Annotated in this window: 27 protein-coding genes; 8 read left to right on the top strand and 19 right to left on the bottom strand. The window is 38.5% G+C overall.

Annotated elements, in window-relative coordinates:
- Window positions 1–293: 293 nt before the first annotated feature.
- Complete coding sequence (locus tag HF078_RS06195; RefSeq protein ID WP_169290348.1) at window positions 294–1133, top strand: mechanosensitive ion channel family protein; 840 nt, start codon at window positions 294–296, stop codon at window positions 1131–1133.
- A gap of 513 nt (window positions 1134–1646) precedes the next feature.
- On the opposite strand, the gene HF078_RS06190 is transcribed toward HF078_RS06195, so the two are convergent.
- The 5 genes from HF078_RS06190 to HF078_RS06170 all read right to left on the bottom strand — a co-directional run bounded on the left by HF078_RS06190 (window position 1647) and on the right by HF078_RS06170 (window position 5941).
- Window positions 1647–1892, bottom strand: coding sequence for a YkuS family protein (locus tag HF078_RS06190; RefSeq protein ID WP_060666077.1), 246 nt, complete (start codon window positions 1890–1892; stop codon window positions 1647–1649).
- Between the two features lie 69 nt (window positions 1893–1961).
- Window positions 1962–3092 (bottom strand): amidohydrolase, encoded by a 1131-nt coding sequence (locus HF078_RS06185; protein ID WP_169290347.1) that lies wholly within the window; start codon window positions 3090–3092, stop codon window positions 1962–1964.
- 68 nt (window positions 3093–3160) lie between these two features.
- On the bottom strand, window positions 3161–3871 hold the full coding sequence (gene dapD, locus HF078_RS06180) for a 2,3,4,5-tetrahydropyridine-2,6-dicarboxylate N-acetyltransferase (protein WP_169290346.1): 711 nt from the start codon (window positions 3869–3871) through the stop codon (window positions 3161–3163).
- Between the two features lie 261 nt (window positions 3872–4132).
- Window positions 4133–4969 carry a DUF368 domain-containing protein gene (locus HF078_RS06175; protein ID WP_169290345.1) on the bottom strand — a complete coding sequence of 279 codons (837 nt, stop codon included), beginning with the start codon at window positions 4967–4969 and terminating at the stop codon, window positions 4133–4135.
- A gap of 93 nt (window positions 4970–5062) precedes the next feature.
- Window positions 5063–5941 (bottom strand): LysR family transcriptional regulator, encoded by an 879-nt coding sequence (locus tag HF078_RS06170; protein WP_169290344.1) that lies wholly within the window; start codon window positions 5939–5941, stop codon window positions 5063–5065.
- 121 nt (window positions 5942–6062) lie between these two features.
- Here HF078_RS06170 and HF078_RS06165 point away from each other — a divergent pair, with 121 nt between their 5' ends.
- The gene (locus HF078_RS06165; RefSeq protein ID WP_169290343.1) at window positions 6063–6803 is read left to right on the top strand and encodes a sulfite exporter TauE/SafE family protein; all 741 of its coding nucleotides are present in this window, start codon (window positions 6063–6065) and stop codon (window positions 6801–6803) included.
- A gap of 53 nt (window positions 6804–6856) precedes the next feature.
- On the opposite strand, the gene HF078_RS06160 is transcribed toward HF078_RS06165, so the two are convergent.
- The 7 genes from HF078_RS06160 to HF078_RS06130 form a co-directional block, all read right to left on the bottom strand.
- The gene (locus HF078_RS06160) at window positions 6857–8365 is read right to left on the bottom strand and encodes an MDR family MFS transporter (protein WP_169290342.1); all 1509 of its coding nucleotides are present in this window, start codon (window positions 8363–8365) and stop codon (window positions 6857–6859) included.
- A gap of 128 nt (window positions 8366–8493) precedes the next feature.
- A complete protein-coding gene (cbpB, locus tag HF078_RS06155; protein WP_169290341.1) occupies window positions 8494–8955 on the bottom strand; it encodes a cyclic-di-AMP-binding protein CbpB in 462 nt (153 codons plus the stop codon).
- Window positions 8956–9166: 211 nt separating this feature from the next.
- Entirely contained in the window at window positions 9167–9337 is a 171-nt protein-coding gene (abbA, locus tag HF078_RS06150; RefSeq protein WP_169290340.1) for an antirepressor AbbA, read from the bottom strand.
- A 32-nt stretch (window positions 9338–9369) separates the two neighbouring features.
- The gene (locus HF078_RS06145; RefSeq protein WP_148986692.1) at window positions 9370–9888 is read right to left on the bottom strand and encodes a ribonuclease H-like YkuK family protein; all 519 of its coding nucleotides are present in this window, start codon (window positions 9886–9888) and stop codon (window positions 9370–9372) included.
- Window positions 9889–10097: 209 nt separating this feature from the next.
- Window positions 10098–10241: a hypothetical protein gene (locus HF078_RS06140; RefSeq protein WP_168864073.1), complete on the bottom strand. Its 144-nt coding sequence runs from the start codon at window positions 10239–10241 to the stop codon at window positions 10098–10100.
- Between the two features lie 14 nt (window positions 10242–10255).
- Window positions 10256–10642 (bottom strand): YueI family protein, encoded by a 387-nt coding sequence (locus tag HF078_RS06135; protein ID WP_169290339.1) that lies wholly within the window; start codon window positions 10640–10642, stop codon window positions 10256–10258.
- Window positions 10643–10684: 42 nt separating this feature from the next.
- Window positions 10685–10924: a YkuJ family protein gene (locus HF078_RS06130; protein WP_010192712.1), complete on the bottom strand. Its 240-nt coding sequence runs from the start codon at window positions 10922–10924 to the stop codon at window positions 10685–10687.
- A gap of 214 nt (window positions 10925–11138) precedes the next feature.
- Here HF078_RS06130 and HF078_RS06125 point away from each other — a divergent pair, with 214 nt between their 5' ends.
- Window positions 11139–11375, top strand: coding sequence for a glutaredoxin domain-containing protein (locus HF078_RS06125; RefSeq protein WP_148986694.1), 237 nt, complete (start codon window positions 11139–11141; stop codon window positions 11373–11375).
- A gap of 116 nt (window positions 11376–11491) precedes the next feature.
- Here the strand turns inward: HF078_RS06125 and HF078_RS06120 are convergent, their stop codons facing one another.
- The 5 genes from HF078_RS06120 to fadH form a co-directional block, all read right to left on the bottom strand.
- On the bottom strand, window positions 11492–12172 hold the full coding sequence (locus HF078_RS06120) for a DUF3993 domain-containing protein (RefSeq protein WP_169290338.1): 681 nt from the start codon (window positions 12170–12172) through the stop codon (window positions 11492–11494).
- Between the two features lie 185 nt (window positions 12173–12357).
- The gene (locus HF078_RS06115; protein ID WP_169290337.1) at window positions 12358–12597 is read right to left on the bottom strand and encodes a hypothetical protein; all 240 of its coding nucleotides are present in this window, start codon (window positions 12595–12597) and stop codon (window positions 12358–12360) included.
- Between the two features lie 65 nt (window positions 12598–12662).
- Window positions 12663–13880 carry an EAL domain-containing protein gene (locus HF078_RS06110; RefSeq protein WP_169290336.1) on the bottom strand — a complete coding sequence of 406 codons (1218 nt, stop codon included), beginning with the start codon at window positions 13878–13880 and terminating at the stop codon, window positions 12663–12665.
- A gap of 86 nt (window positions 13881–13966) precedes the next feature.
- Complete coding sequence (locus HF078_RS06105; RefSeq protein ID WP_169290335.1) at window positions 13967–14539, bottom strand: LysM peptidoglycan-binding domain-containing protein; 573 nt, start codon at window positions 14537–14539, stop codon at window positions 13967–13969.
- 267 nt (window positions 14540–14806) lie between these two features.
- Window positions 14807–15574 carry a 2,4-dienoyl-CoA reductase gene (fadH, locus tag HF078_RS06100; protein WP_169290334.1) on the bottom strand — a complete coding sequence of 256 codons (768 nt, stop codon included), beginning with the start codon at window positions 15572–15574 and terminating at the stop codon, window positions 14807–14809.
- A 177-nt stretch (window positions 15575–15751) separates the two neighbouring features.
- Between fadH and HF078_RS06095 the strand changes: the two genes are divergently transcribed.
- The 5 genes from HF078_RS06095 (at window position 15752) to HF078_RS06075 (ending at window position 19656) form a co-directional block, all read left to right on the top strand.
- Window positions 15752–16612 carry a metallophosphoesterase gene (locus HF078_RS06095; protein ID WP_169290333.1) on the top strand — a complete coding sequence of 287 codons (861 nt, stop codon included), beginning with the start codon at window positions 15752–15754 and terminating at the stop codon, window positions 16610–16612.
- A gap of 77 nt (window positions 16613–16689) precedes the next feature.
- Window positions 16690–16917 (top strand): hypothetical protein, encoded by a 228-nt coding sequence (locus tag HF078_RS06090; RefSeq protein ID WP_169290290.1) that lies wholly within the window; start codon window positions 16690–16692, stop codon window positions 16915–16917.
- 75 nt (window positions 16918–16992) lie between these two features.
- Entirely contained in the window at window positions 16993–17493 is a 501-nt protein-coding gene (locus HF078_RS06085; protein WP_169290332.1) for a L,D-transpeptidase family protein, read from the top strand.
- A 95-nt stretch (window positions 17494–17588) separates the two neighbouring features.
- Window positions 17589–19097 carry an HD domain-containing phosphohydrolase gene (locus HF078_RS06080; RefSeq protein WP_169290331.1) on the top strand — a complete coding sequence of 503 codons (1509 nt, stop codon included), beginning with the start codon at window positions 17589–17591 and terminating at the stop codon, window positions 19095–19097.
- Window positions 19098–19173: 76 nt separating this feature from the next.
- The gene (locus HF078_RS06075) at window positions 19174–19656 is read left to right on the top strand and encodes a YkyB family protein (protein WP_169290330.1); all 483 of its coding nucleotides are present in this window, start codon (window positions 19174–19176) and stop codon (window positions 19654–19656) included.
- Window positions 19657–19712: 56 nt separating this feature from the next.
- Here HF078_RS06075 and HF078_RS06070 read toward each other — a convergent pair whose 3' ends face one another.
- Window positions 19713–20615, bottom strand: coding sequence for a chemotaxis protein (locus tag HF078_RS06070; RefSeq protein ID WP_169290399.1), 903 nt, complete (start codon window positions 20613–20615; stop codon window positions 19713–19715).
- 139 nt (window positions 20616–20754) lie between these two features.
- Entirely contained in the window at window positions 20755–22566 is a 1812-nt protein-coding gene (gene pepF, locus HF078_RS06065) for an oligoendopeptidase F (RefSeq protein WP_169290329.1), read from the bottom strand.
- Window positions 22567–22638: the final 72 nt, after the last annotated feature.

Here is a 22638-nt window from a genome sequence, read left to right as displayed (position 1 = left end):
TCAACTATTATAAAACACTCTTTATTTTTAGTCAATATTAAATGATAATTAATTTAAATAAGGAATTAGATGTAAATATTGAGATCCAAATTCACCTTGTTGGTATTCCCTTTATGAACCGTGTTGATAAATGGGAATTTTTTCACACATCTTATACTACCATTCTTTCCTATAAGAACAAAATAATAAGCTTATGCCATTCGTTTTCTGTAAATCATTTGGTTTTCACAAACGAATACTTTATAATGCGATATTAGGGCATACATAATTAATAGGAAGGGAGTATTATTCAAATGGTATTTGACTTATCTGACATTGATTTCTACGCAATATTAACTGCTTTAGGAATTCTTGTTTTGAAACTAATTGTTATCCTTATCGTATATGCGATTGTAAAATCAATTGGGACAAAGATTATCACACGTGCATTTGCTAGAGCTTCAGAAAAACAGGGTATTTCACCTGGAAGGGCAAAAACACTGGAAAAGCTGACAGTTAACATTTTTACATATGCATTAATCTTTTTCCTTGTCATAATGGTACTTGAAAATGTATTTGCCGTGGAAACAACCGCTATTTTAGCAGGGGCAGGAGTTGTAGGTCTTGCTATTGGTTTTGGGGCGCAAGGAATTGTCAGTGACGTTGTAACAGGCTTCTTCCTTTTACTAGAAAAACAAGTGGATGTAGACGATTATGTTACAACTGCTGGTTTTTCAGGCATTGTAGAAGAAGTTGGTCTACGCACAACAAAAATTAGGGATTTTGATGGTTCTTTGCATTATGTACCAAACCGTGAGATTTCTAATTTGACTAACCATTCTCGCGGAAATATGAGAGCACTTGTTGATATCGGCATCTCCTATGATGATAATATTGATCAAGCAATCGAAGTGTTGCAGCGTGTATGTGAACAGGTTGCTTCTGAAGATGAAACAATTATTGAGGGCCCTAATGTAGTGGGTGTGCAAGGTCTAGGAGCTTCAGATGTTGTCATCCGAATCATCGCAAAAACGGAAAACATGCAACAATGGGCAGTCGAGCGTAAATTACGCAAGACACTTAAAGAGGCACTTGATGCAAATGGCATTGAAATTCCGTTTCCACATCAAGTTTATATTGAAAAGAAGGAATAGTTTTTTGGGAAGTCTAGAGTGGATACTCTGGACTTTCTTTTTGTTCTGATGTTGAAATGTGATGGGTGGATTTGTGATACGTTTGTGTCTGGTCTGTTGCTTGGTTGCTTGGTTGCTTTTTGTGTGGGTGGTAATGCTATATGTCCAAAGATATTGCGAAATTGACCGAAGATTTAACAAAAATTGACCAAAGATTTTGCGAATTTGTCCAAAGTTTTGCCAAAAATGACCGAACCTCAAAACTGTTTGACCGAACCATATGTAAAAGTTGACCGAACTCTAATGAAATATTGACCGAAGCCCATCAATCGTCCCCCATTAAATGTCCGAAGACCGCTGGGTAATGTCCGAACTAAATTTTCCCAACGAAAATAAAGTCATTTTCCTTCATAAATAAACTTTTTTTCACTTTTCAGCCCTTAAAACTCCAAGACATCCACCGTAGGCACTTAACTAGACCGTCGCCACATACCTCATCTCACCACTAAAAAAAGAGCCATCTCGGCTCCTTTTTTAGTGGTTTATTCTGCTTTCCACCTGTTGGCAAATCTGATCAGCTGTCAGTCCGCTTGCTTCAATTACAGAACCAGCAGTGACACTATTGGAGATACCCATTACATTATTGTCGATTCCCGTTACAACGCAGCAGTCACAACCTTTTGCGTCGTTTTCATTCGTTAATTGAACAACATCGTATCCTTTTTGTTGCAACGCTTGTTGAACATCTGTTAAGGATTGTTCTACACCGATTTTTGGCATATGTAATCCACCTCCTCTTTGTTAATTTGGCTTGCAAACGCCAAATTATACAATGAGGAAAATAAAATGTCAGTTTCCTTTAAAATTGAAATATGAAATGATGGTGCTAATAGCTACACCAATTGCATCTTCATTAGGATTCAATTTTGAATGATGAAGGCCATATGGGGATTCTGCTCCTAACCAGAACATGAACCCAGGGATGTTCTCAATCATGTATCCATAGTCTTCTCCGGTCATCGCCTCTTTGCATTCCACGACGCGAACATTGGTGTTTTCCGATACGTACTGCATAAACTCTTCTGTAAGAGCCGGATCATTGTCCACCTGATGGTACATGCTTCCGTAATCAATGGTTGTTTGGCAGTTATACCCCACTTCGACCCCGTGAACGAGAGCTTCAATCCGCTCTTTTACTTTTTTCATACTTTCAACTGACAGGGTACGTATCGTTCCTTCAAGTCTGGCGCGCTCCGCAATGATGTTTTGAACCGTTCCGCCAGTTATTTTTCCAACTGTAATAACCGCACTGTCGAGTGGATCAACATTCCGGGCAATGACTGTCTGTAATTGTGTAACAAGTGAACACGCCGCAACCACCATGTCGTTTGTTTGGTGAGGATATGCTGCATGTCCACCCCTGCCCTTTAAGTCAACAAAAAGTTCGGATGTATTAGCAAAAAGAAGTCCCTGCTTCGTAGCAATAGTACCGACTGGATATTCTGGTGCGATATGGAGAGCTACAATCATATCCGGTTTCCAAGCCTTGAAGATTTCCGATTGTATCATTGGCAAAGCACCACCGGGTCCCTCTTCTGCTGGTTGAAACATAAACAGGAGGTTATCAGATGCAGGATTTTGAGAAAAATGAGTCAGGATTCCAAGGGCAATACTCATATGCATATCATGACCGCATGCATGCATCATTCCCTCATGAAGAGAAGGAAAGGATAAATCTGTTTCTTCTTCGATTGGCAAGCCATCAATGTCCGCTCTGTAACCAATTGTTTTAGAGGGATTAGTTCCTTGTACTCTTACAAATATTCCAGTTTCCCATGTTTTTACTTCTATATGGCCCTGTGGGAGGTTTTGTATATAATGAAGCAAATATCCTTGTGTTTTTGTTTCTTGGAATCCCTTTTCTGGAATTTGATGTAGGTCTCTTCTTATTTGTATAAAGGGATTGATTAGATTCGACACGACGATTCCTCTCTTTCTAAGAAAAAGACGTGGAGTTAAGCACCCACGCCTTTTTCATTTCTTCTATATTATAACTGACGAAGTTCTTGTTTAATTTCCGTTTTAGACTTCGTTTTTTCATCAATATCTTTAATTTTTCTTGCAGGTGTTCCAGCAACCACTGTATATGGTGCCACGTCATCAATTACAATGGCTCCCGCAGCTACAACTGCACCTTTTCCTACTGTTACACCTTCTAATACTACTGCATTTGCTCCAATTACAACATCGTCTTCAATGACAACAGGCTTAGCAGATGGTGGCTCAATCACACCAGCAAGAACAGTTCCCGCACCAATGTGGCAGTTCTTCCCGACTGTTGCTCGTCCACCAAGTACTACGTTCATATCAATCATTGTACCTTCCCCAATTACGGAACCGATATTGATGGAAGCACCCATCATGATAACAGCATTGTCTCCGATTTCCACTTGGTCACGGATGATTGCTCCTGGCTCAATACGTGCTTTGACACCCTTCATATCAAGAAGAGGAATGGCAGAGTTGCGTCGATCGTTTTCTACCACATAGTCTTCAATTTTTGCTTCGTTTTCTTTAAGAGCCACTTCAATTTCAGCCCACTCGCCGAATACGACTCCGCTATTGCCATTTAAGAAAGTTTTTGAAGAAGCACCAAAGTTGATACCTTCTACATCACCTTTCACATAAACCTTTACAGGTGTGGATTTTGTACTGTTTTGAATAAAAGAAATAATCTCGTTTGCGTCCATCATTTTCATTATGTAATTCCTCCTAAAACAATAAGTCTTTATCCCTTTACTCTATCAAACAACGAAAAGTGTGACAAGTAAAAAAATTATACATTTTTGATAAATAAAGAATATCCGGACAAAACAGCCCGGCTCAATAAAAAAGAAAACTTTAGTCATTAGTTTAACGCCGCTCCGAGTAGGCTCACGGACCGCCCGCAGGCAAGCGAAGCGCCTGGAACGGAAATCAACAGTACTATATATACTCTAATCCTTATGAAAAAAAGAGACCTATTCAGTCTCTCTTTTGGCAACCATTTTATCGTTTGTTCGTGCGATGAATTGAACAACTATTAATCCAATGATGAAGGTGATGATGCTAATCACGTTTGTAAGCATGCTTTGTGAAAATCCCGGGAAGACAATTAAAGTCGACCCCATCACAAGGCCAATGATCGCGGCAAATGTTATTTTCGGAAAATGCTCTAACACGTATTTGATTAGTTTACTGGAAATGATAAAACCAACAGCAACTCCTGCACCGATAGTGAGAATAATCGGGATGTTGATATCTTTCAGTGCCGCAATAGCTGTAGTATAGAAGCCCAGAATCAATAAAACCATTGAGCCGCTGATACCAGGCAGCAGCATCGTCATACTAGCAATCCAACCAGCAAAAAATAGACTGATTGCTGAACCTACAGTAAGTGTCTCAATCACAGGTCTTGTAGATTCCTGCAAAAATGCCATGGAACCAACTAATGCGAATGAGAGAATCAGAGCCAGATAGTGACGTTTCGTAAATGTATGAAACATGTTAGATTCTTTGGCTAGTAATGGAAGAACTCCAATGATTAATCCTAAAAATAAAAACATAGTCGGTTGTGGGTAGGTATGTAACAAGTAATCGAGTAGATGACTGAAAATAAGTAATGCACCCACAATACCGATACCTAGCGGAATAAGAAACTTAAGGTGTTTTAACCATTCTCTGCTGAAAATTCCGCTTATCGATTCAATAAGACGGTCATAAATCCCCAGAATAAAAGCAATCGTTCCACCGCTTACACCAGGTATAACATCACTGATGCCCATTAACATTCCGCGAAAAATATTTTTCCATTCCATAAAAGTGCTCCACCTTATTATTAAGTCTAGTATCTCAAAGTTTTATATTACTATTTCTTTTATATATAATCCAATATTATCTCAACAAGTTTTTTAATTTCCTCCGTGATGATATTCCTCTAATACTTCTAGAAATGCTTCCACCTGCTTTAAATTAAAGGAGGACTCATAACCAATTAACCATGTATCTCGGTGTAGGTTGGATACTTCATCCTCTTCTAGCGGAATTTTTTTGATGTTATCATAATCATCCTGTAATGTGATGGAAGGCAGGATGGCATAACCAATTCCATTCAGCGCCATTTGTTTACATGTCTCAATTTGATCTACCACAATGGTCCGCTTTGGTGGAGCCTGAAATTTTTTGTGCCACCAAACTTGAATTTCTTGATAATAGGTGGAATCGCTCTTAAATTGAATAAAAGGTCGTTCCGTAAGTTCCAGTTCAGAAAGCTCTTTTATTTCTGTATCCACTAGGTAAAGCTTGTCTCTAAGCAGGTGTTTCTTTACCCCTTTCCATTCCGGGTTTCCACGGATAATCCCCAAGTGCACTTCATCTTCATACAAACTTTTTACAATATCACTGCTCCACCCTGTCACAAGAGAGACTTTGGCATTAGGATATTTTTGAATAAACCTTTTTAATACTTTTGGAAGCCAATATTGACCGATAATGGTAGCCACAGCAATCTTTAAAGTACCGTAGATTTCTTTATCGAGTGAAGTAATTTCTTCTCTTACTTTTGCTTCTTTTGCCAATACCTCTTCAGCAAATTCCACAATTTTTTCACCAGCAGGTGTAATCAGTAACCCTTTTTGCGTTCTGATAAATATTTTGGTATTCCAATTTTTTTCAATGGATTGTAAGCGCTGGGACAAAGCCGGCTGGGAAACAAACAATCGTTCAGAAGCTTTTCTCATATTTTTTTCTTTTGCCATTACCGATAAAATTTGAAATTCTGATGTATTCATACACTACCCTCAATATAAGTTTTTCTTATAGTATATCTTAATTTTAATGTCATTTCATTATGACTTTTAAGCGCATAAAATGAAGTAGAAAGACAAAGTATTGTTGAAAGAAGGTGACAACATGGAAACACCATACTACTATCTTACATTAATCGGCTTTATCGCCACATTCATAGGCACCCTCGGTGGTGGAGGAGGCTTGATCAATTTGCCTTCTATGCTGCTATTGGGAGTGCCTATTCACACTGCTATCGCATCCAATAAATTTTCTAATTCTTTCAGTTCGTTTACCAGCTTTTATACGATTTGGAAAAAGAAACAAGTAAATTTGAAACTAGGATTATCCATTGTTCCATTTACCATCACTGGAGGCATTGCTGGTGCACTATTAGCATCCTTTCTTACAGAGGAAATTTTACTTAAGGTAGCTTTGGGTTTGTTGGTCATTGCCACCATCCTTAATATCGTAAAATCCAAAATAAAGCGAAATGATAACAATGGCACGCCGTCCCCGCTGTTTTATCCAACTTATATAGGTATTGGTGCCTTCGACGGACTATTCGGTCCAGGTCAAGCCACGCTGCTTATGCATTCTTTTTTAACTGCAGGACATTCTTTCCTAACCAGTATTGGACTCACAAGGCTACAAACTTTCGCCAGCTGTTTTGTGTCATTTATTGTATACTTCTCCATGGGGTATTTTGATTGGAAGGTTGGGGTGTCGCTTGGATTAGGCTCTTTTTTAGGTGCACAAACTGCAATAAAACTGGCCAACAGGCTGGCTTTTCTTCCGTGGCAGAAGATACTTAGCGCTTTTTCTATTTGTCTCATCGTCTATTTATTCTTGAAAATTATATATTAGCAACGAAAAAGCGCCAGCTCTAAAATATATTTACTTAAGAGCTGGCGCTTTTCTTAACTTTTCTTTGGTAATAGCAATATTAAGATGAAGCTGATGACAGCAAATCCTGCAACAACAAGATAAACTGTCTGAAGTGCGGATGTTAATCCATCCTGAAGCAACGCTCTCATGGATTCTGAAAGTTGATTGCGCTGATCCTCATTTAGAAGTAGTGTCGTAGAATCTAAAGAAAACTCACTCAAAGCTCCATTTTTCTTTAAATGCTCCTGTATTCTGGAATTCAATACTCCACCTAACAGTGCAGCTCCAATAGTACTTCCAAGTGTTCTCATAAACATATTGGATGCGGTTGCTACTCCTCGTTTTTGCCAAGGAACTGTGCTTTGGATAGAGACAATGAAGGCAGTTGTCGAAAAGCCCATCCCCACACCGATCATGAAGGAACCAAAAGCGGCCCAGACTGGTCCATCATCAGGGCTTAATGTCATGAAAATGATGCTCCCCAGTATCAAGGCAACTCCACCAATAATGGAAGTGGTCCGAAATCCAATTTTCAACAAAAGCCTTCCAGCTATCATTGCTGCAATCGGCCATCCAATGGACATGGTAGTCAAGGTGAAACCAGCAACAATCGGCGGCCTCTCCATAACACCTTGAACAAAGGCTGGTAAAAAGCTAGAAATACCTATTAACATGACTCCAGTGGTCAACGATGTAGTATTGGCTATTAGGATGGACCGTTCCTGCCAAATATCAAACGGCATCATCGGATCCTTCGCTCTCTTTTCTTGAAGAATAAAGAATATAAAGGCTATTGCTGAGACGGCTATAAGACTAAATACAGGAGCCGACATCCACTCCCATCTTACACCACCTTCCACCATGACAAGCATGAATGAACTCACAGATACAAATAACAATCCTGCTCCTGCATAATCAATCGAGTGTTTCTTCTTTTCCACTCCTTCATGAAGAAAGAGATAAAGACCGATAATGGCTAAAATTCCTAAAGGGATATTTACCCAAAATACAAATCTCCAGCTAACATACTGAACAAGCAACCCGCCAATAGCAGGTCCTAAGATTGCTGATATACCCCATACACTCGATAAATACCCTTGAATTTTTGCCCTTTCCTCTTTTGTGTACATATCCCCCACAATAGTCGATGCAATCGGCATAACGGCTCCTGCTCCGAAACCTTGAATAAATCGGAAAATGATTAACATTTCAATGGAAGTAGCCATTCCACACAATAAAGACCCAACTAAAAAGACGATGATTCCAAATGTAAGTATTGGCTTTCTACCAAACAAGTCCGATAGTTTACCGTATATCAAGACGGTTACTGCATTCATTAATAGATAGGAAGAGAATACCCAACTGTATAAAGAGAATCCCCCAAGATCTGCAGCGATGGCAGGCATGGCTGTGGACACAATGGTCGCTTCGATGGCTGCCATGAACATTGCAAGCATAATAGCTGCTAGCACAAATGGCTTTTTCGTTTTGTTTGGTGAGGCCTGTTTCACTTCTTGCCTCTCGAGCGTTGCAGTTCCCATTTCTTTCCCTTCTCTCTCTCATGTTTGGCAATATAAATTTCTTTAAATGAATATATATTTCGTGACTCTATGTAAATTGTACCCTTTAACAACTTTAATGCAACCTTAGACTGTAATAAAAAAAGACCCTATGCTTCCGGGTCTTTTTCCATTTCATTTGTTTGAAAATGTGTATTCAATCTGTCTAGGATTGTACGGCGTGTGAGGATACCTTCAAACACATCGTTTTCATCCTGCACACAAACAAAAGGATGGTCAACTAATAGCTCCAAACCTTTTTCCACAGTGTCCGTTACATTTAAACAAGGAAGCTCTTTATTCATAACATCTTCGACAATCATATGTTCAAGTTTATCAAATTCAATTCGCTCTAAACCAAGGATAGAATCCATAATGTGGGTAGTGCTGACAAGTCCATGCAACCTATATTTAGGATCAAGAACAGGCACAGCTGTATAACCTGTTTTAGTCAGAACCAATAATGCGTGTTCTAAATTGTTTTTTACTTGTACATGTGCCACACGTTCGGCTGGGATAATTAAATCTTTGATAGTTGCTCCTAATACTTTACTACTTTGGAGGCTGATCATAAATGTTCTTCCTCTCTTTATTTACTCTCTTATACTATATGCCACTTTGTGTAATTGACCAATATCATTGTAGCACAAATATGACTTGGACTCGAATTTTAACCTTAATAAAATAATCTTCTTTCTTCGACAAATATAGACTTATGATACGAAGATTTTAAAGTGAAATAAAAAAACTGCCCTTTACAAGGCAGCTACAGGAAGAAAATCACTAGGAGATTTTGTCATACAGTTCTATCAGTTTTTGGTATGTTATTTTCTCAAGTTCTTTTTCCCCCACCTCTATATCATTTATTTCACTGATTACCAATTCCTTGGCTACATCAGTTGATATCAATAAGGTTAACAGCAGATCTTTTTCTTCCTGAGTTAAAGTCTCCATTGCAACATTTTCACTCCTTTCCATGATTGGTTTTACTTTGTATAGCGGTTTGCATAACAAAAGGCAGTGTATGCATCCGGTTTTATTTTGGCATCCAAGCCCATGGCAGTAATCCTTCCTGTCATTTCCTGTATGAAATCTTTTGTAGCACCTTTTTGTCCAATATCGAGATGAATTTCAAAATGGAAATCCGCGCCATGCTCCAAGTGTGGCAGCAACAGATTTTGTATCTTTTCTAATTTTTCCATTGTAAATAACATCGCAATTTCTTGACTTAATGCAGTCTCAAGTGATATTTTTTCATGCAGGCTTCTAATGGCTCTATTAACGATGTATGGCCTTACACACCCCCATGCTCCTTTACCAACGCGATGGAGATGCACCGCTGTCATGAATTTTGTCTCTTGTTGATAAACATGTGAATCTGTACCGATCGATAGTAAGTATGGGGCCCTCACGTCTTTTTGGATAAACAAAAGGATTTTCTCATAAGCTTGTTCAAAAGTAAGGTAGCCGTGGGTAATATTAATAAATTTGCTGGGGTTATCCATTTATCCACTTCCTTTTCCGTACTTTCCCTTATACTTATATGTTCCTTTCTCCCAAAAAAGTAGTGTTTTCTTACGTTTAGCGTTGGATGACAAATATATCTACATTATTGTCGCGATTATCAAAAAATTATACGTGAATTTCGATGATTTTTCAGTTGTTATATGGACAAAACGGCATAAAAAAACCAGGCTGTGGATGGACAGCCTGGTTAACCTTTACTTGTTTGGATCTGTGACTTCGAATACGCACAATGCGGGCATCGATACATGACATTTTGATTTGAATGGGCAGTAAGTACTTTATCCATCTCTTCTTCCCGATTGCACTTAGGACAGTGAACCGTTGGCATCATGTAAACCACTCCTACTATAAATGACGTTGAAATTCTTCCCTTGAGATAAAAATATCATCTTTATCAATTGCTGTTGGATTTGCAAGCACTAGTCCGATATTGGTTGAAGAAGCTTTATCGTCGACAATGGTAAATGGGATATTATTTTCATTAGCAATCCGGATATATTTAGAAAGATGCATATAATCCAGATCTCCATCCAGATACAGCTTAGAGGAAGGATACCTCTTCATCAAATCCGAAATGGGTTTATAAGGCTTCTGTTGGATCACTTGGCCGTTTGTTAATGCAAGAATAATCCGTTCTCGTAGCTGAGAGAGGTATTCCCTTCTCTCACTTGGCTTTGTTTCAGGTGTTCCCTTTAACCCTCTATCTATATAATCATCAATGTTTTTCCCCATCTTAGATCCCTCCATGATGAAATTCAGGTTTCCCTGTTTTTCTTAGTGGATCAAGTCAAATATTTCAATGGCAATCATATCAATATTGTCAAATTGATACGTTTTAGGGTTTTCCCCTTTTAGAAATACTTCCAATTCATATGTATTGGTCTTATCGAAGAACTTCACGCTGCACACTTTTTCTCCATTTACTTCGAAAAAGCGCTGTGCTGGTTCATTTCCAGCTTCTGATGTTTCTTTTAAATCATTTAATCTTTTTACAATCCCTACTAATAGTGACATGTAACAACTCTCCTTCTATTCCTTCCTACCTATATCATTCACCTTGTTTTGTAAGGCCATTCGTATTTTTGTACAAAACCTTTCAATATCCGGTAAAATAAAGGTAGGAATATTAATATTATAGTGTTCGAACATAACTTCCCTTTTATTGTAGTCTAAAATGACGAATAAAACATGCGAAGTTGTGAAATTTTTCTTACGAGGAGCTGTATCCATGAATATAACCGTCTATACTCAACCTGATTGTCCCCCGTGTCAGGTGGTAAAACAATTTTTAACACACCATAATATCTCCTATAAGGTGATTGACATCTCTGAAGATCTTCAAGCAAGAGATTATTTAGTACATGAATTACAGTCATATTCCACTCCTACTGTAACAGTCGATGAGCAGGTTGTAAAAGGATTTGACCTGTCAAAGCTGCAAAGTTTATTAGGCATAGAGGAATAGGCTCCAAAGTGAATGTCGCAAGAGAATACATCATACCACTAATAGGATGATAGAAGAAAGCTTTTTATTTGCTTTCACCAAAAAAGAGCGTATGTTTACGCTCTTTTTTTAGTATGTCATCTTGTTACGAGGAAGCTATTTTTATCAAAATCATGAAATATATGAGAAACCATCACCGGAATGGTATTTGGAAAGGAATGAAAAAAAGGATTGGTTAACATGCCAAAGGAATAAATTTTGTTTACACTAACATTTGAGCTGGAAAATGTTTTGACTAAGTTTGCCTCTTGTTCCTTTTCATTGCTTTTCACAAATTCTGGCGTCTCATATTCAAAACCATAGTCCATCACTTTCCAGCCAGAGGATGTTTCTTGTATTTTTACATACTCATAGTGATCATCATAAAGGCTTGGCATATCCTCTTCGGAAGCAAAGAATTCATAAACAATAAGCTCTCCATCTTGCCCTTTTATCACTTTTGTTTCTTCATCATAGCTAAAGAAAGGAATGTAATATGCCGGAAAATCAGTACCGTATGTTATATAGCCTGCTTCTTCTTTAAATAAATGCTCTTTAAGGAAAGATTCCTGGTACTCTTTTGTAAAATAGGGATTTAGTAGCTGATCGATTTCTTCTAACGAATGATGTTTTTCACCCAGTGAAATCTGTGATTGAAACGCATCTTTCAAAAAGGAATAAACTTCATGGTCTACAGGCGATTGTTCTGCACTAGCATAGTTTGAGCCGAAAAATAGTATGGTTATGATGGCAATAATTCCTGTCATATTTTTAAGCAATCCATTCTCCTCCTCAGATGATGTGTTCTAATTGTATCAAGAACAGAGCGGACAAGGGTTTATAAACGTTCGTAAAATTACGTTGAAAACTGACAAATTATTTACTATCTTTATCTCTACCCTTCTGACTCAACTCCAAACACAAATAACCCTTACAATTTCTGTAAGGGCTCCTAGTACTACTACTACCAATTAGAATTAAGTGCAGCATATACGATATACAACAATATTAATACCGTTGCTATTAATAAAGCTACAAAAACAGGGTTTTTCAATACATAATGATCTTGAACTTTTTCACTTATGGATGAATCCTGGGTTGTTGCCTGTGTACTTTCCTGACGCCCTAATTTATACGTGTAGACCAAAGCGCCAGCAACAATAATCAATGCTAAAATAGCCAAAATAAAATCAAAAGAACCCATTTTAATCACCTCACCGAGCAATCTATACTCTTAAGGTAAACAAACGGATAAATTCTATTCACTGCTTATAAAAGATCCTGGTTTTCATATAGATACTCATAAGATATATCGACATATAAGAAGCGGTTTTTCGTAATAAGACAGGAATAGGTGCGAACACTTTCACCAGATTCAATATCACTGTACAAGTCCGATAATATTCCTTTTTTCTCCATGCTCATTTTCATAATATGTTCTAGAAAATAAGGCCTCCAACTCCAATTCTTCCCTCTATATTGGCTGTCTGCTGTCCACTTACCATTTTCTCTGAAGAGATTGGGAGAAAGCTGGAATCCATTCTCGTCACAAATATACATACGGAAACTTATATTGTTAAGTTCCCCTGCAATAGAGTGTAGCCAATCATCATAATCTTCTAGGTTATGCCCTTTTATTAGGAGAGGCTGAAGTCTAGCTTGGAGCATTCCGGTAAACTGATGAATAGCCCGTAATTTTCTTTTTTCATAACGAATAAATTGTTGGAACTTATCAACAAGCATTTTCTTTGCATGGTTAATCTCAATAAAAGCTGAACTAGGTCTATGTAGATAGTAACCCTGATAAAACCTCCCACCATTTCTCCAAGCATATTGCAATTGAAAAGATGCTTCCATGTTCTCATACATTAATGCAGCACCTATTTTTCTAGATAAAATGGATAAAGAGTGCAAGATATCTTGATGAGCTGCGACTTCATGTGATTGACGAAGAATTTCTAAATTAACTTTTAATATATTCGGATTCAAGCGTCCAATTCGATCCATGTTTGCACCCGTGTCCCCGATATTTGCTACGGAAAGTTGAATACCATAGGTTCTATAGTAACTAAAGAGGTGCTGAAGAAATTCTTCTCCTTCTTTAGAAGAATGTTCGTCTATTTCAATCACGATATTTTCTAGCTTTAATCCTTTTGGAACATACGACAGAAAAAGTTCAAGCAATGATTCTCCCTGATCTTCCAATAGAAGGTCTGCGTTTTGATTGAAGAATAACTTTAACGTACAATCTTGTTCAGTATAGTAAGTTAAGGCTTTATTGATAATTACCTTATCTACTTCTAGCTGGTATTCCCCAGGCACTGTATCGTCACGAAAAAATGACCCTAAACTTTTCACATCACCGTTTTCCAACTGAAACCTTCCTAGCACTTCATATCCAATTACTTCTTGGGCATCTGCACTAAAAATTGCTTGAAAATAAGGGGTGACCTTTTCGATATTCGTCATAATATCAAGTGGATCCATCTCGTTCTCCCCTTTGTCTTGTTTGGAACGATTATATCATGTTATAGGGCAAATTATGACGTGGAAATAGTGAGGTGCTAGGATTTTTATTGCAATCGTTTAGGAATTTTTAATTCTTGGCCAGTTTTCAAACAATCAGTATCTAAATTGTTTAATTGCCGGACTGACTCACGTGATATGTCATATCTCTGAGCTATTTTTAACAAACTGTCTGATGTGACCACCGTGTGTAGATAGCAGGGCACTCTAAGATTCATCCCAGTGAAAATGGTATCACTTTCAAGGTGATTAACCTTTTTCAAGCTGTTTTCGTCAACAGAAAACATTTGTGATATATCTTTTAACGTTTCATTATGTTTTACTTTGTAATTTCCACAAGCTTGACCTTCCAAAAGTTCTCTAGTAACTCCATTCTTTTCATCCAGAACAGCTATGAGAAATTGTTGGAATTTGACGCGATAGCTGTTTACAACCGTTCCTTTAGGCAATACTTCTGAGGCTAATCTTCTTGCTGATTCCAGTAGATTTCTTCTTTTTGATAATTTTTCATGGTTGCCAGCGTATTCAACAGAGAACTCATAGAACGCTTCTGTAGGGTTGATATACACTGTCAGTTCTTTATTTTGTTCGTCCCAGTCATACTTGTAATAGATACTCATTAGGTTTCCTCCTTGTTGCTTTTGCTTAGTATGAGCAAAAGCGGTATACAAGTATGAAAAAAAGCCCGGTAAAGCAAAATAAAAATTGCTTTACCGGGCTTTTAAATTATCGCTTTAACAACCGCTGTTAATTTCCGCAAATGGCTTCGCTTTCCTAGGGGCGCTGGTGGAGCCTCCTGGGCTGCGCCTGTGGGGTCTCCACCTAGCGCTATCCCCCTCAGGAGTCTTCGCCTTTTGCTCCAATTAACTGCTAAAAATCCCTATTATTTAAAACGGGAATGGTTGGAGCCATTGGCCGCCGTCCATTGTTACACATTCTCCGTTTATGTATGCGGCTTTTTCTGAGCTTAGGAAAAATGCTAATTCAGCAATTTCTTCAGGTGTTCCAAAACGCTTCAATGGTACACTTGCCGCAACTTTTTTAGCCTCTTCCTCTGATTGCATCAATTTGTCTGCACCGCCAGTTCTTTCGATTGGACCTGGAGCGATAGCGTTCACTCGAATTCCATATTTTGTCCCCCACTCCACTGCAAGTGTTCTTGTAAGGGATAGGACTCCTGCTTTGGCCGCAGCAGAGTGGACCACACCTGCCCCTGCATTCCAGGCATATGTGGCAACCATGTTGATCATACTGCCCTTAACTTTTCTTTCCATCCAATAATTACCTACTGCAGAGCTACAATAAAAGGTTCCATTTAAGACGATGTCAATGACAGACTTCCAGCCATTCACAGATAGTTTTTCGGCTGGACAGATAAAATTACCTGCTGCATTGTTGACCAGCACATCAATTCTTCCAAAGGCTTCATCCGTCAACTTGACCATTCTTTCCACATGCTCAGGATCTCTAACATCCATCTGCACAGTCAAAACCTCGCCATCGTGGCCCTCCATCTCCTTTTTAGCTTGCGCAAGTCGATCAAGATCACGTCCGGTAATGACCACATTATAACCTTCTTGAGCAAACTTCATCGCCATATATTTCCCCATACCGCTAGAGCCACCGGTAATGATGGCAACTTTCTTTTCTCCCATAAAATCTCCCCCAATCCTATGTCTCTATACTATTCTAACCTAATGTTCAAAATAGTCAAAATGTTTTATAAAATTTATTCAAAAAGTTTCCATTAAAAGTAGAATGATAGAAAGAGAAATTCATCTCTAATTGGTGCTATAATGAGTGATATTATGATAGGTTAGGTTGGTATAACTATGATTAAATTAACAAGAAGAGCCTTTTTCAAACGAATCTTTACAATAGTTTTCACTGCTTTACTTACAAGTGGTGCAGGTTATTTCTATGCTAGATATATAGAACCAAAGCAAATGAATAAATTAAAACATACCATCAAACATCCAAGTATCCCAAAAAGCTTTTCCGGAATAAAGATTGCTCAATTCTCTGATACCCATATTGGTCACCATTTTGGGCAAGCAGAATTGGAAAAAGTGATTCGTCTAATTAATGAAGAGGAACCCGATATCGTTTTTTTCACAGGAGATCTGATGGACAATCCATTAGAATACGATGGGTCATATAACCTAATAAATATTTTAAAAAAGATCCATGCTCCACTTGGGAAATTTGCGATTTACGGTAACCACGACCATGGTGGCTACGGGACGGAGACTTACGAGGAAATCATGGAATCTTCTGATTTCACCGTGTTGAAAAATGAAAATACTAAGATTGAATTAATAGATAAAAGTCAAATATTCATTGCTGGAGTGGATGATTTGATGCTAGGAAGACCTGATTTCAACGAAACGCTACGTGGTATTCCTGAAGACGCTTATACGATATTATTAGCCCATGAAGGGGATGCAGCTGACTCTATAGCAGAGCAGTTTCACGTAAATCTACAGCTGTCTGGACATTCTCATGGGGGACAAGTGCAGATTCCTTTTGTCGGCCCATTAATTACTCCACCGCTCGGGTCTAAATTTTATGAAGGTTTTTATCATTTGGATGATTTGACCTTATATGTGAATAAGGGTTTAGGCACCACTAGAGAACCTTACCGCTTTTTAGCGCCGCCAGAAATTGCATTTTTCACCCTTGAACGCCAATAAATGGGCTACCGCGTACAAGCGCATACCTATTAACATTGCCATACATTATAGTGACCCTATAAAGGAGGCATATGTCTATGTATCGAAACTATCAAAATAACAGATTGATCGGAGGATTTGGTTTCGGTTTTCCTTTTTTTCCGTTTTTAGGGGGATTGGCAGTAGGTACTCTCTTAGCTCCTAGACCTTATTACCCACCATACCCTTATTATGGACCGTACCCTGGACCTTACCCTGGGCCGTACCCTGGACCTTACCCTGGGCCGTACCCAAGACCGTACCCACCTTATCCTAATTATAGATAATGGACTGATTGAACCCTAAAGCCGCTGCACTCTTTGCACGGCTTTTTTATCATCATTATGAAAGAGGTGAGTAGGATGGCTGTACATGTAGTGAGACGAGGAGAGACACTTAGTTCTATATCGTTGGATTATCGGAGGCCAATAGCAGAACTTTTGGCTGTCAATGCCATTTCAAATCCCAATGTCATCTATCCCGGTCAGCAAATTATCATCCCAGGACTTCCTAATGCTGATACAATCCCCTATTCCATTGAAATATCCATCGCAAATAGGAAACTCGTACTGAAAGAAAATGGGGTTATCGTCAAAACATATCCCATTGCAGTAGGCAGGATGCTCTTTGAAACTCCTGTTGGCAACTATATTATCGTAAACCGACAACCTAACCCTGGTGGCCCATTTGGCGTAATGTGGCTTTCCCTCTCCAAATTATCCTATGGAATTCATGGAACAAACGATCCCAGCTCTATCGGAAAAGCTGTCTCTCGTGGATGTGTGCGTATGTATAACCAAGATGTCCTTCAGCTTGCATCTATCGTACCTAACGGGACACGTGTGGTAATTCGCCCTCAATAACATTTACTTTCCAAATACACCAAATTTACTAGAACATACTGATAAGATTGATTATAATTGAACTAGAAATATTTAGTGATAAAGGAAGGGATTTCTTGCATCAGCAAACATATACTCGTTTTGTGAAACAGCTTGTCATAAATTATATACTTGGTTCATCCATAGCAGTGCTAGGGGTAGGCGGCATACTCATATTCTCTACTTTAAACCTATCCCTTACAGAGATTAATATAATGATTAGTATTTTATTAACTTCTGCTTTCATTATGGTACTTTGTGAATTGTTCGCTTTTCATAAACAACTGCAACCGATCAAAATTATTCTTACTAAAACAGATCATACATATGCTGACTATCAGAAAGCTTTTTTACATATACAACGGTTTCCAATTTTAACAGTTAAAAGAATAATTGGCCCCCACCTACTTGGACTCTCTGTTCCTGCCATTACCCTTGCGATCATCTGTATACGGATCGGCTTGCTTAACATGCCTTTTAGATATGTACTTCTTGCTTCACTTGGTGCCGTGTTAATTGCTGGCATGCATGCGTTTATCGAATACTTTCTTACAGTCAGAGCGATAAGGCCCGTTTTGGATTGTTTACAAGAAGCCACACAGAACATCTATCACCATTCATTATCTATACACGGGGATATAATCGTTTCTTTACGTACGAAGTTTCTAGTAAGCGCATTATTTATCGGAATTTTTCCTGTTCTTTTATTCAGTCTGGCAACCGAAGTTCGCTTTGAAACCCTTACCTTAGAAGTAGATTTCTGGAATTGGGGAATATTAATCCTTTTCATTGCTGCCGTGTTTTCTTCTTTTGGAGCTTTCTTGTTATTTAAGGACATTTTACAACCTATCACTGAACTGTTAAAAGGGATGCAAGATGTAGAAAATAATCACCTAGCTCCTGCTAAGGAATTATATTCAGATGAATTTTCTCAAGTTATTCAAGGATTTAACTCCATGGTGCAGGGGTTGGAAGAAAGAAATGAAACAAATAGGCTGTTAATGGAAAGTTTTTATCAAACCCTCTCCACCACCCTTGACGCGCGAGATCCATATACAGCAGGACATTCATTAAGAGTAAGCAGATACTCTGTATTGATCGGCCAAAAAGCTGGACTGCCCCCACAGCAACTTGAATTGCTAAAAAATGCCGCTCTCCTTCATGACATTGGGAAGATTGGAGTGAAGGATGAGATATTATTAAAGGATGGAAAGCTTTCAGATATGGAATTTGAAGAAATTAAAAGACACCCGTTGCTTGGCGCCACCATCTTAAGTCAAGTGCAACCTAAAGAGGCTATGGCTCCATTAATACCAGGTGTCAGAAACCATCATGAACGATTTGATGGATATGGGTACCCCGATATGTTAATTGGTCATGATATTCCTCTTTTCGGCAGAATCATCGCAGTAGCGGACGCATTTGATGCCATGACTTCCGATCGCCCATATCGTAAGGGAATGAAAAAGGAGAAAGCTTTGTCTATATTAGAAAGCGGAAGAGGAACCCAATGGGATCCTGAGTTTGTCGATATCTTCATCACACTTATGGAAAAAGAGCAGGAGCATGCTCTAACTTCAGCCTAAAAATGGAGGAAGTTGGAGCTACCCTTCCATTTTGAGTGAAGGCACAGTATAATAAGGGAAAGGAAAGGAGCCAATTATGCATAATAAAAGTTATACAAACCAAAGAAAAACCGATTCCCCTATTGAATCTTCTATTGAAAACCTCTCTCGTGCCATCTTTACTGTTAATCGGCATGCAAAAACCGCGCCGGATCCAAAGTTTCTCTATTCGTTAAAAAGAAAAGCTTTAGAGAAACTTATCACCGAAGGCAAAGCTACAAAAAAAGGTTTGCATTTTTCAAGAAACCCAAAGAACAGCCGTCAACAATCTGACGTCCTTGTATTAGCAGGAGAATATTACTTCCATCTCCCTCCTACAAAAGATGATTTTACAGAATTACCTCATCTTGGAGAGTTAAATGATTATTATCGAAATCCAAAAGCTAATATGTCCTTATCTGTAGCGAAGAACTTACTTCAACGGTACACAAATTTCCATCCAACAGATGGGCAAAAACATCAACCTAAAAGACAGTATCAAAAGCCCGTATTTAAAAAACTAGGGGAAAGCTATCTATGATAAAGAAAAGACGAAAGCCCACCTACAAGTAGCTGGGCTTTCGTCTTTTTAAAATGTCATTTATTCAATAGTTGTTCATCTAGTAGTTCTACCAACTTTGTCAATTGTGGTTTGCTAATTTGAGCATTCGCTCCTACTTGGTCGCCTTTATGTCTAAGGTGATCTGTTATCAGGGAAGAAAATATGATAACAGGTATATTGGAGAGGAAGCTATCTTCTTTAATTTTCTTTGTCAGGTGATGACCATCCATTTGAGGCATCTCGATATCCGTAATTAACAAGTCTACACTTTGCTCTCCGTTTTTCACCACAGTCTCCATATACTCCCAAGCACTTTTCCCATTCTCAAAGAATTGAATATGTTCAAATCCCGCTTCGAGCAACGTCTCTTCTAGAAGTTTTCTAAGCATTGGGGAATCTTCTGCAATCATAATCTTTTTCTCACTGCGGGCAGGGTTTAGGTTTTCATGAAGATATGACGCTCTATTATCCAGGTTTGGATATATATCAAACATGATTTTCTCTACATCCAAAAGGAGAATCATCTGAGATGGTTGTTTAATAATTCCTGTTATGTGGTCTTCAAATCCATTTTGCAACGAAGCTGGTTTTTCCATCTCAGCCCATGTAAGTCGATGAATTTGTGTTACATGATCTACCCTTAGTATCACTTTCATGCCGTTGAATTCAGTCACGATAAATTTCTCTTCTGAGTAGTTACTCTGTTCTTCGATATTCAAAGCTTTTCTGAGGTTTATTATTGGCAGCACTTCTCCCCTTAATTCGATGATTCCTTCGACATTTTTATGGGAATGAGGGATTTTGGTCACTGCAACTGGTTTGATTATTTCTCTTACTTTTAAGACATTTATGCCAAAGCTGGTACTTCCTATATGAAATTCAAGAAATTCCACTTCGTTGGTACCAGAATCTAGTAGTATTCCATTTCTCTTTTCCATCATTGATACGCCCTTCCGTTCTTGACTATATGGTTCTTTCCTTTTTTATCGGATTATATAAAGAAATGTTGATAGACTACGCTGTTTCATTTCTATAAAAAAACACCTTATCTGTATGGAGATAAGGTGTTGGGGTGGTTTAGGAAAAGCTTTTTTCTAGTTCGTCTATTAAGGAGCCTACATACGCGACAGCTGTCTTAATAGGTTCAGTTGTTGTCATATCTACTCCGCCCAATTGCATTAATTCTAGCGGTTTCAACGTGCCCCCTGCTTTTAATGCAGAAAGCCAACGATCCACTGCAGGCTGACCTTCTTCTTGAATCTGTTTGGCTGCTGCTGTAGAAGCAGTAAGTCCAGCGGAATACGTATATGGATAGAGCCCCATATAATAATGTGGCTGACGCATCCAGGTCAACCCAGCTCCTTCATCCATATCCACTGCATCTCCCCAGAATTCAGAAAGCAAGGCAGTCTTTTGTTCACATAAAACATTGGCAGTGATAGGAGTTCCCTTGTCTGCTAGATCGTAGACCCTACGCTGAAGCTCCCCTTCGAGTATATGTGTTACAAAATTATGATAATAAGTCCCTAATGATTGTAAGATTACCCATCTGCGCATTCTCTCATCATTTGGCTTTGATAGAATATGCTGACTTAACAGCATTTCATTCATCGTGGAAGGCGCTTCTACAAAATATCTGGAGGGACGTGTGTTAGAAAGCTTCTGGTATCTGCCTGCTAAGCGGAAGTGCCCTGCATGCCCTAATTCATGGGCAAGCGTATAGGCATTTCTCATAGAGTCACTCCATGTCATCAGGATATAAGGATGGACACCATAAGGACTGGAACAGAAGGCACCTGAACCCTTTCCTACGTTATCAGCCAGGTCAACCCAACGATTATTAAGTCCCTCTTCCATTATTTCCATATATTCAGGTCCCATCACTTCTAATGACTCTAGAATTAATTCAGATGCTTCCTCATAAGTAATCTCAGGGTTAAAATCTGGATCTAGTGGAGCTTTTAAATCACAGAATTGCATCGTTTCTAAACCTAGCACCCGCTTTTTCAGTTTCGCATATCTGCGCATATGCGGTGCCAACTCGTTTTGTATAGTATCCAATTGATTATGATACATCTCTTTTGTCACCTGTTGATCGTGAAGCAGCATATCTGTGACGGATTCATAGTTTCGTAGACGCGCTTCTACCACCTGCTTTTTCACTTCTGTTGCATAAGTAGCCGCATATGTATGCTTGTATTGTTTTAGTGTATCAATATAAGTTTGGTACGCTTTTCTACGTAATTCTGAATTGGAAGACCCTTCATAATTAGGAAAAGAATTAAAGGATAAAGGATGTTCCTGACCATCATCTGTTAAGATAGATGGAAATCTCATATCAGATATTAAGCTCCTTTGATAGATAGTATATGGTGCATTATGCACTTCTCCAAAGGCAGAAAGTACTTCTTCCGCATCCGGGGATAGCTTATGAGGCTTTGATTCTAACACATCCATCAAGCTTTTTTTATATTCTTCCAACTCCGGTTCTTCGGCTATAAATTCATTTAATGTTACTACATCTAATTGAAGGATTTCAGAATGGATAAAGGATGTGCTGGCGCTAAAGTTCGAGATCATCCCCCCAACACGTGTCGAATTTGCTTGATTTTCAGGATTGGTTCCATCTTCGGATTGTTTTAGGGATGCGAAAGTCATTACTCTCATAACTCTTTCTGTTAAGGCATCCTTGTCCTTTAAACAACCAAGCAATGATTTAGCATCCTTTCCAACTTTTCCTTTATAACAAGTGACAGTTGATAGATCTTGTTGTACGTCTTGCAACTCCTGTTCCCAAGCTTCTTGGGAAACAAATAAATCTTCGAGGTTCCAAGTTTGCTCAACTGGGACTTCCTCCCTTTTTAATGCTTTATTCATAACCTTTGCCATTAACTTCCCCTCCATTTATTTCGATAATCGAATCTTTAATATAACCATTATATAAGAAGACCCGAGCAATTT

Source organism: Bacillus sp. RO2, assembly GCF_012911845.1.
Classification (GTDB): Bacteria; Bacillota; Bacilli; order Bacillales; family Bacillaceae_I; genus Sutcliffiella_A.
Note: the sequence above shows the minus strand (reverse complement) of the source record. Positions and strands in the feature narration are given on the sequence as shown.

What these genes read in the sequence shown, in the direction of transcription:
- HF078_RS06195 (WP_169290348.1), top strand. Translation starts at nt 294, where the DNA reads ATGGTATTTGACTTATCTGACATTGATTTCTACGCAATATTAACTGCT.
- HF078_RS06190 (WP_060666077.1), bottom strand. Translation starts at nt 1,892, where the DNA reads ATGCCAAAAATCGGTGTAGAACAATCCTTAACAGATGTTCAACAAGCG.
- dapD (WP_169290346.1), bottom strand. Translation starts at nt 3,871, where the DNA reads ATGAAAATGATGGACGCAAACGAGATTATTTCTTTTATTCAAAACAGT.
- HF078_RS06175 (WP_169290345.1), bottom strand. Translation starts at nt 4,969, where the DNA reads ATGGAATGGAAAAATATTTTTCGCGGAATGTTAATGGGCATCAGTGAT.
- HF078_RS06170 (WP_169290344.1), bottom strand. Translation starts at nt 5,941, where the DNA reads ATGAATACATCAGAATTTCAAATTTTATCGGTAATGGCAAAAGAAAAA.
- HF078_RS06165 (WP_169290343.1), top strand. Translation starts at nt 6,063, where the DNA reads ATGGAAACACCATACTACTATCTTACATTAATCGGCTTTATCGCCACA.
- HF078_RS06160 (WP_169290342.1), bottom strand. Translation starts at nt 8,365, where the DNA reads ATGGGAACTGCAACGCTCGAGAGGCAAGAAGTGAAACAGGCCTCACCA.
- cbpB (WP_169290341.1), bottom strand. Translation starts at nt 8,955, where the DNA reads ATGATCAGCCTCCAAAGTAGTAAAGTATTAGGAGCAACTATCAAAGAT.
- abbA (WP_169290340.1), bottom strand. Translation starts at nt 9,337, where the DNA reads ATGGAGACTTTAACTCAGGAAGAAAAAGATCTGCTGTTAACCTTATTG.
- HF078_RS06145 (WP_148986692.1), bottom strand. Translation starts at nt 9,888, where the DNA reads ATGGATAACCCCAGCAAATTTATTAATATTACCCACGGCTACCTTACT.
- HF078_RS06140 (WP_168864073.1), bottom strand. Translation starts at nt 10,241, where the DNA reads ATGATGCCAACGGTTCACTGTCCTAAGTGCAATCGGGAAGAAGAGATG.
- HF078_RS06135 (WP_169290339.1), bottom strand. Translation starts at nt 10,642, where the DNA reads ATGGGGAAAAACATTGATGATTATATAGATAGAGGGTTAAAGGGAACA.
- HF078_RS06130 (WP_010192712.1), bottom strand. Translation starts at nt 10,924, where the DNA reads ATGTCACTATTAGTAGGGATTGTAAAAAGATTAAATGATTTAAAAGAA.
- HF078_RS06125 (WP_148986694.1), top strand. Translation starts at nt 11,139, where the DNA reads ATGAATATAACCGTCTATACTCAACCTGATTGTCCCCCGTGTCAGGTG.
- HF078_RS06115 (WP_169290337.1), bottom strand. Translation starts at nt 12,597, where the DNA reads ATGGGTTCTTTTGATTTTATTTTGGCTATTTTAGCATTGATTATTGTT.
- HF078_RS06110 (WP_169290336.1), bottom strand. Translation starts at nt 13,880, where the DNA reads ATGGATCCACTTGATATTATGACGAATATCGAAAAGGTCACCCCTTAT.
- HF078_RS06105 (WP_169290335.1), bottom strand. Translation starts at nt 14,539, where the DNA reads ATGAGTATCTATTACAAGTATGACTGGGACGAACAAAATAAAGAACTG.
- fadH (WP_169290334.1), bottom strand. Translation starts at nt 15,574, where the DNA reads ATGGGAGAAAAGAAAGTTGCCATCATTACCGGTGGCTCTAGCGGTATG.
- HF078_RS06095 (WP_169290333.1), top strand. Translation starts at nt 15,752, where the DNA reads ATGATTAAATTAACAAGAAGAGCCTTTTTCAAACGAATCTTTACAATA.
- HF078_RS06090 (WP_169290290.1), top strand. Translation starts at nt 16,690, where the DNA reads ATGTATCGAAACTATCAAAATAACAGATTGATCGGAGGATTTGGTTTC.
- HF078_RS06085 (WP_169290332.1), top strand. Translation starts at nt 16,993, where the DNA reads ATGGCTGTACATGTAGTGAGACGAGGAGAGACACTTAGTTCTATATCG.
- HF078_RS06075 (WP_169290330.1), top strand. Translation starts at nt 19,174, where the DNA reads ATGCATAATAAAAGTTATACAAACCAAAGAAAAACCGATTCCCCTATT.
- HF078_RS06070 (WP_169290399.1), bottom strand. Translation starts at nt 20,615, where the DNA reads ATGGAAAAGAGAAATGGAATACTACTAGATTCTGGTACCAACGAAGTG.
- pepF (WP_169290329.1), bottom strand. Translation starts at nt 22,566, where the DNA reads ATGGCAAAGGTTATGAATAAAGCATTAAAAAGGGAGGAAGTCCCAGTT.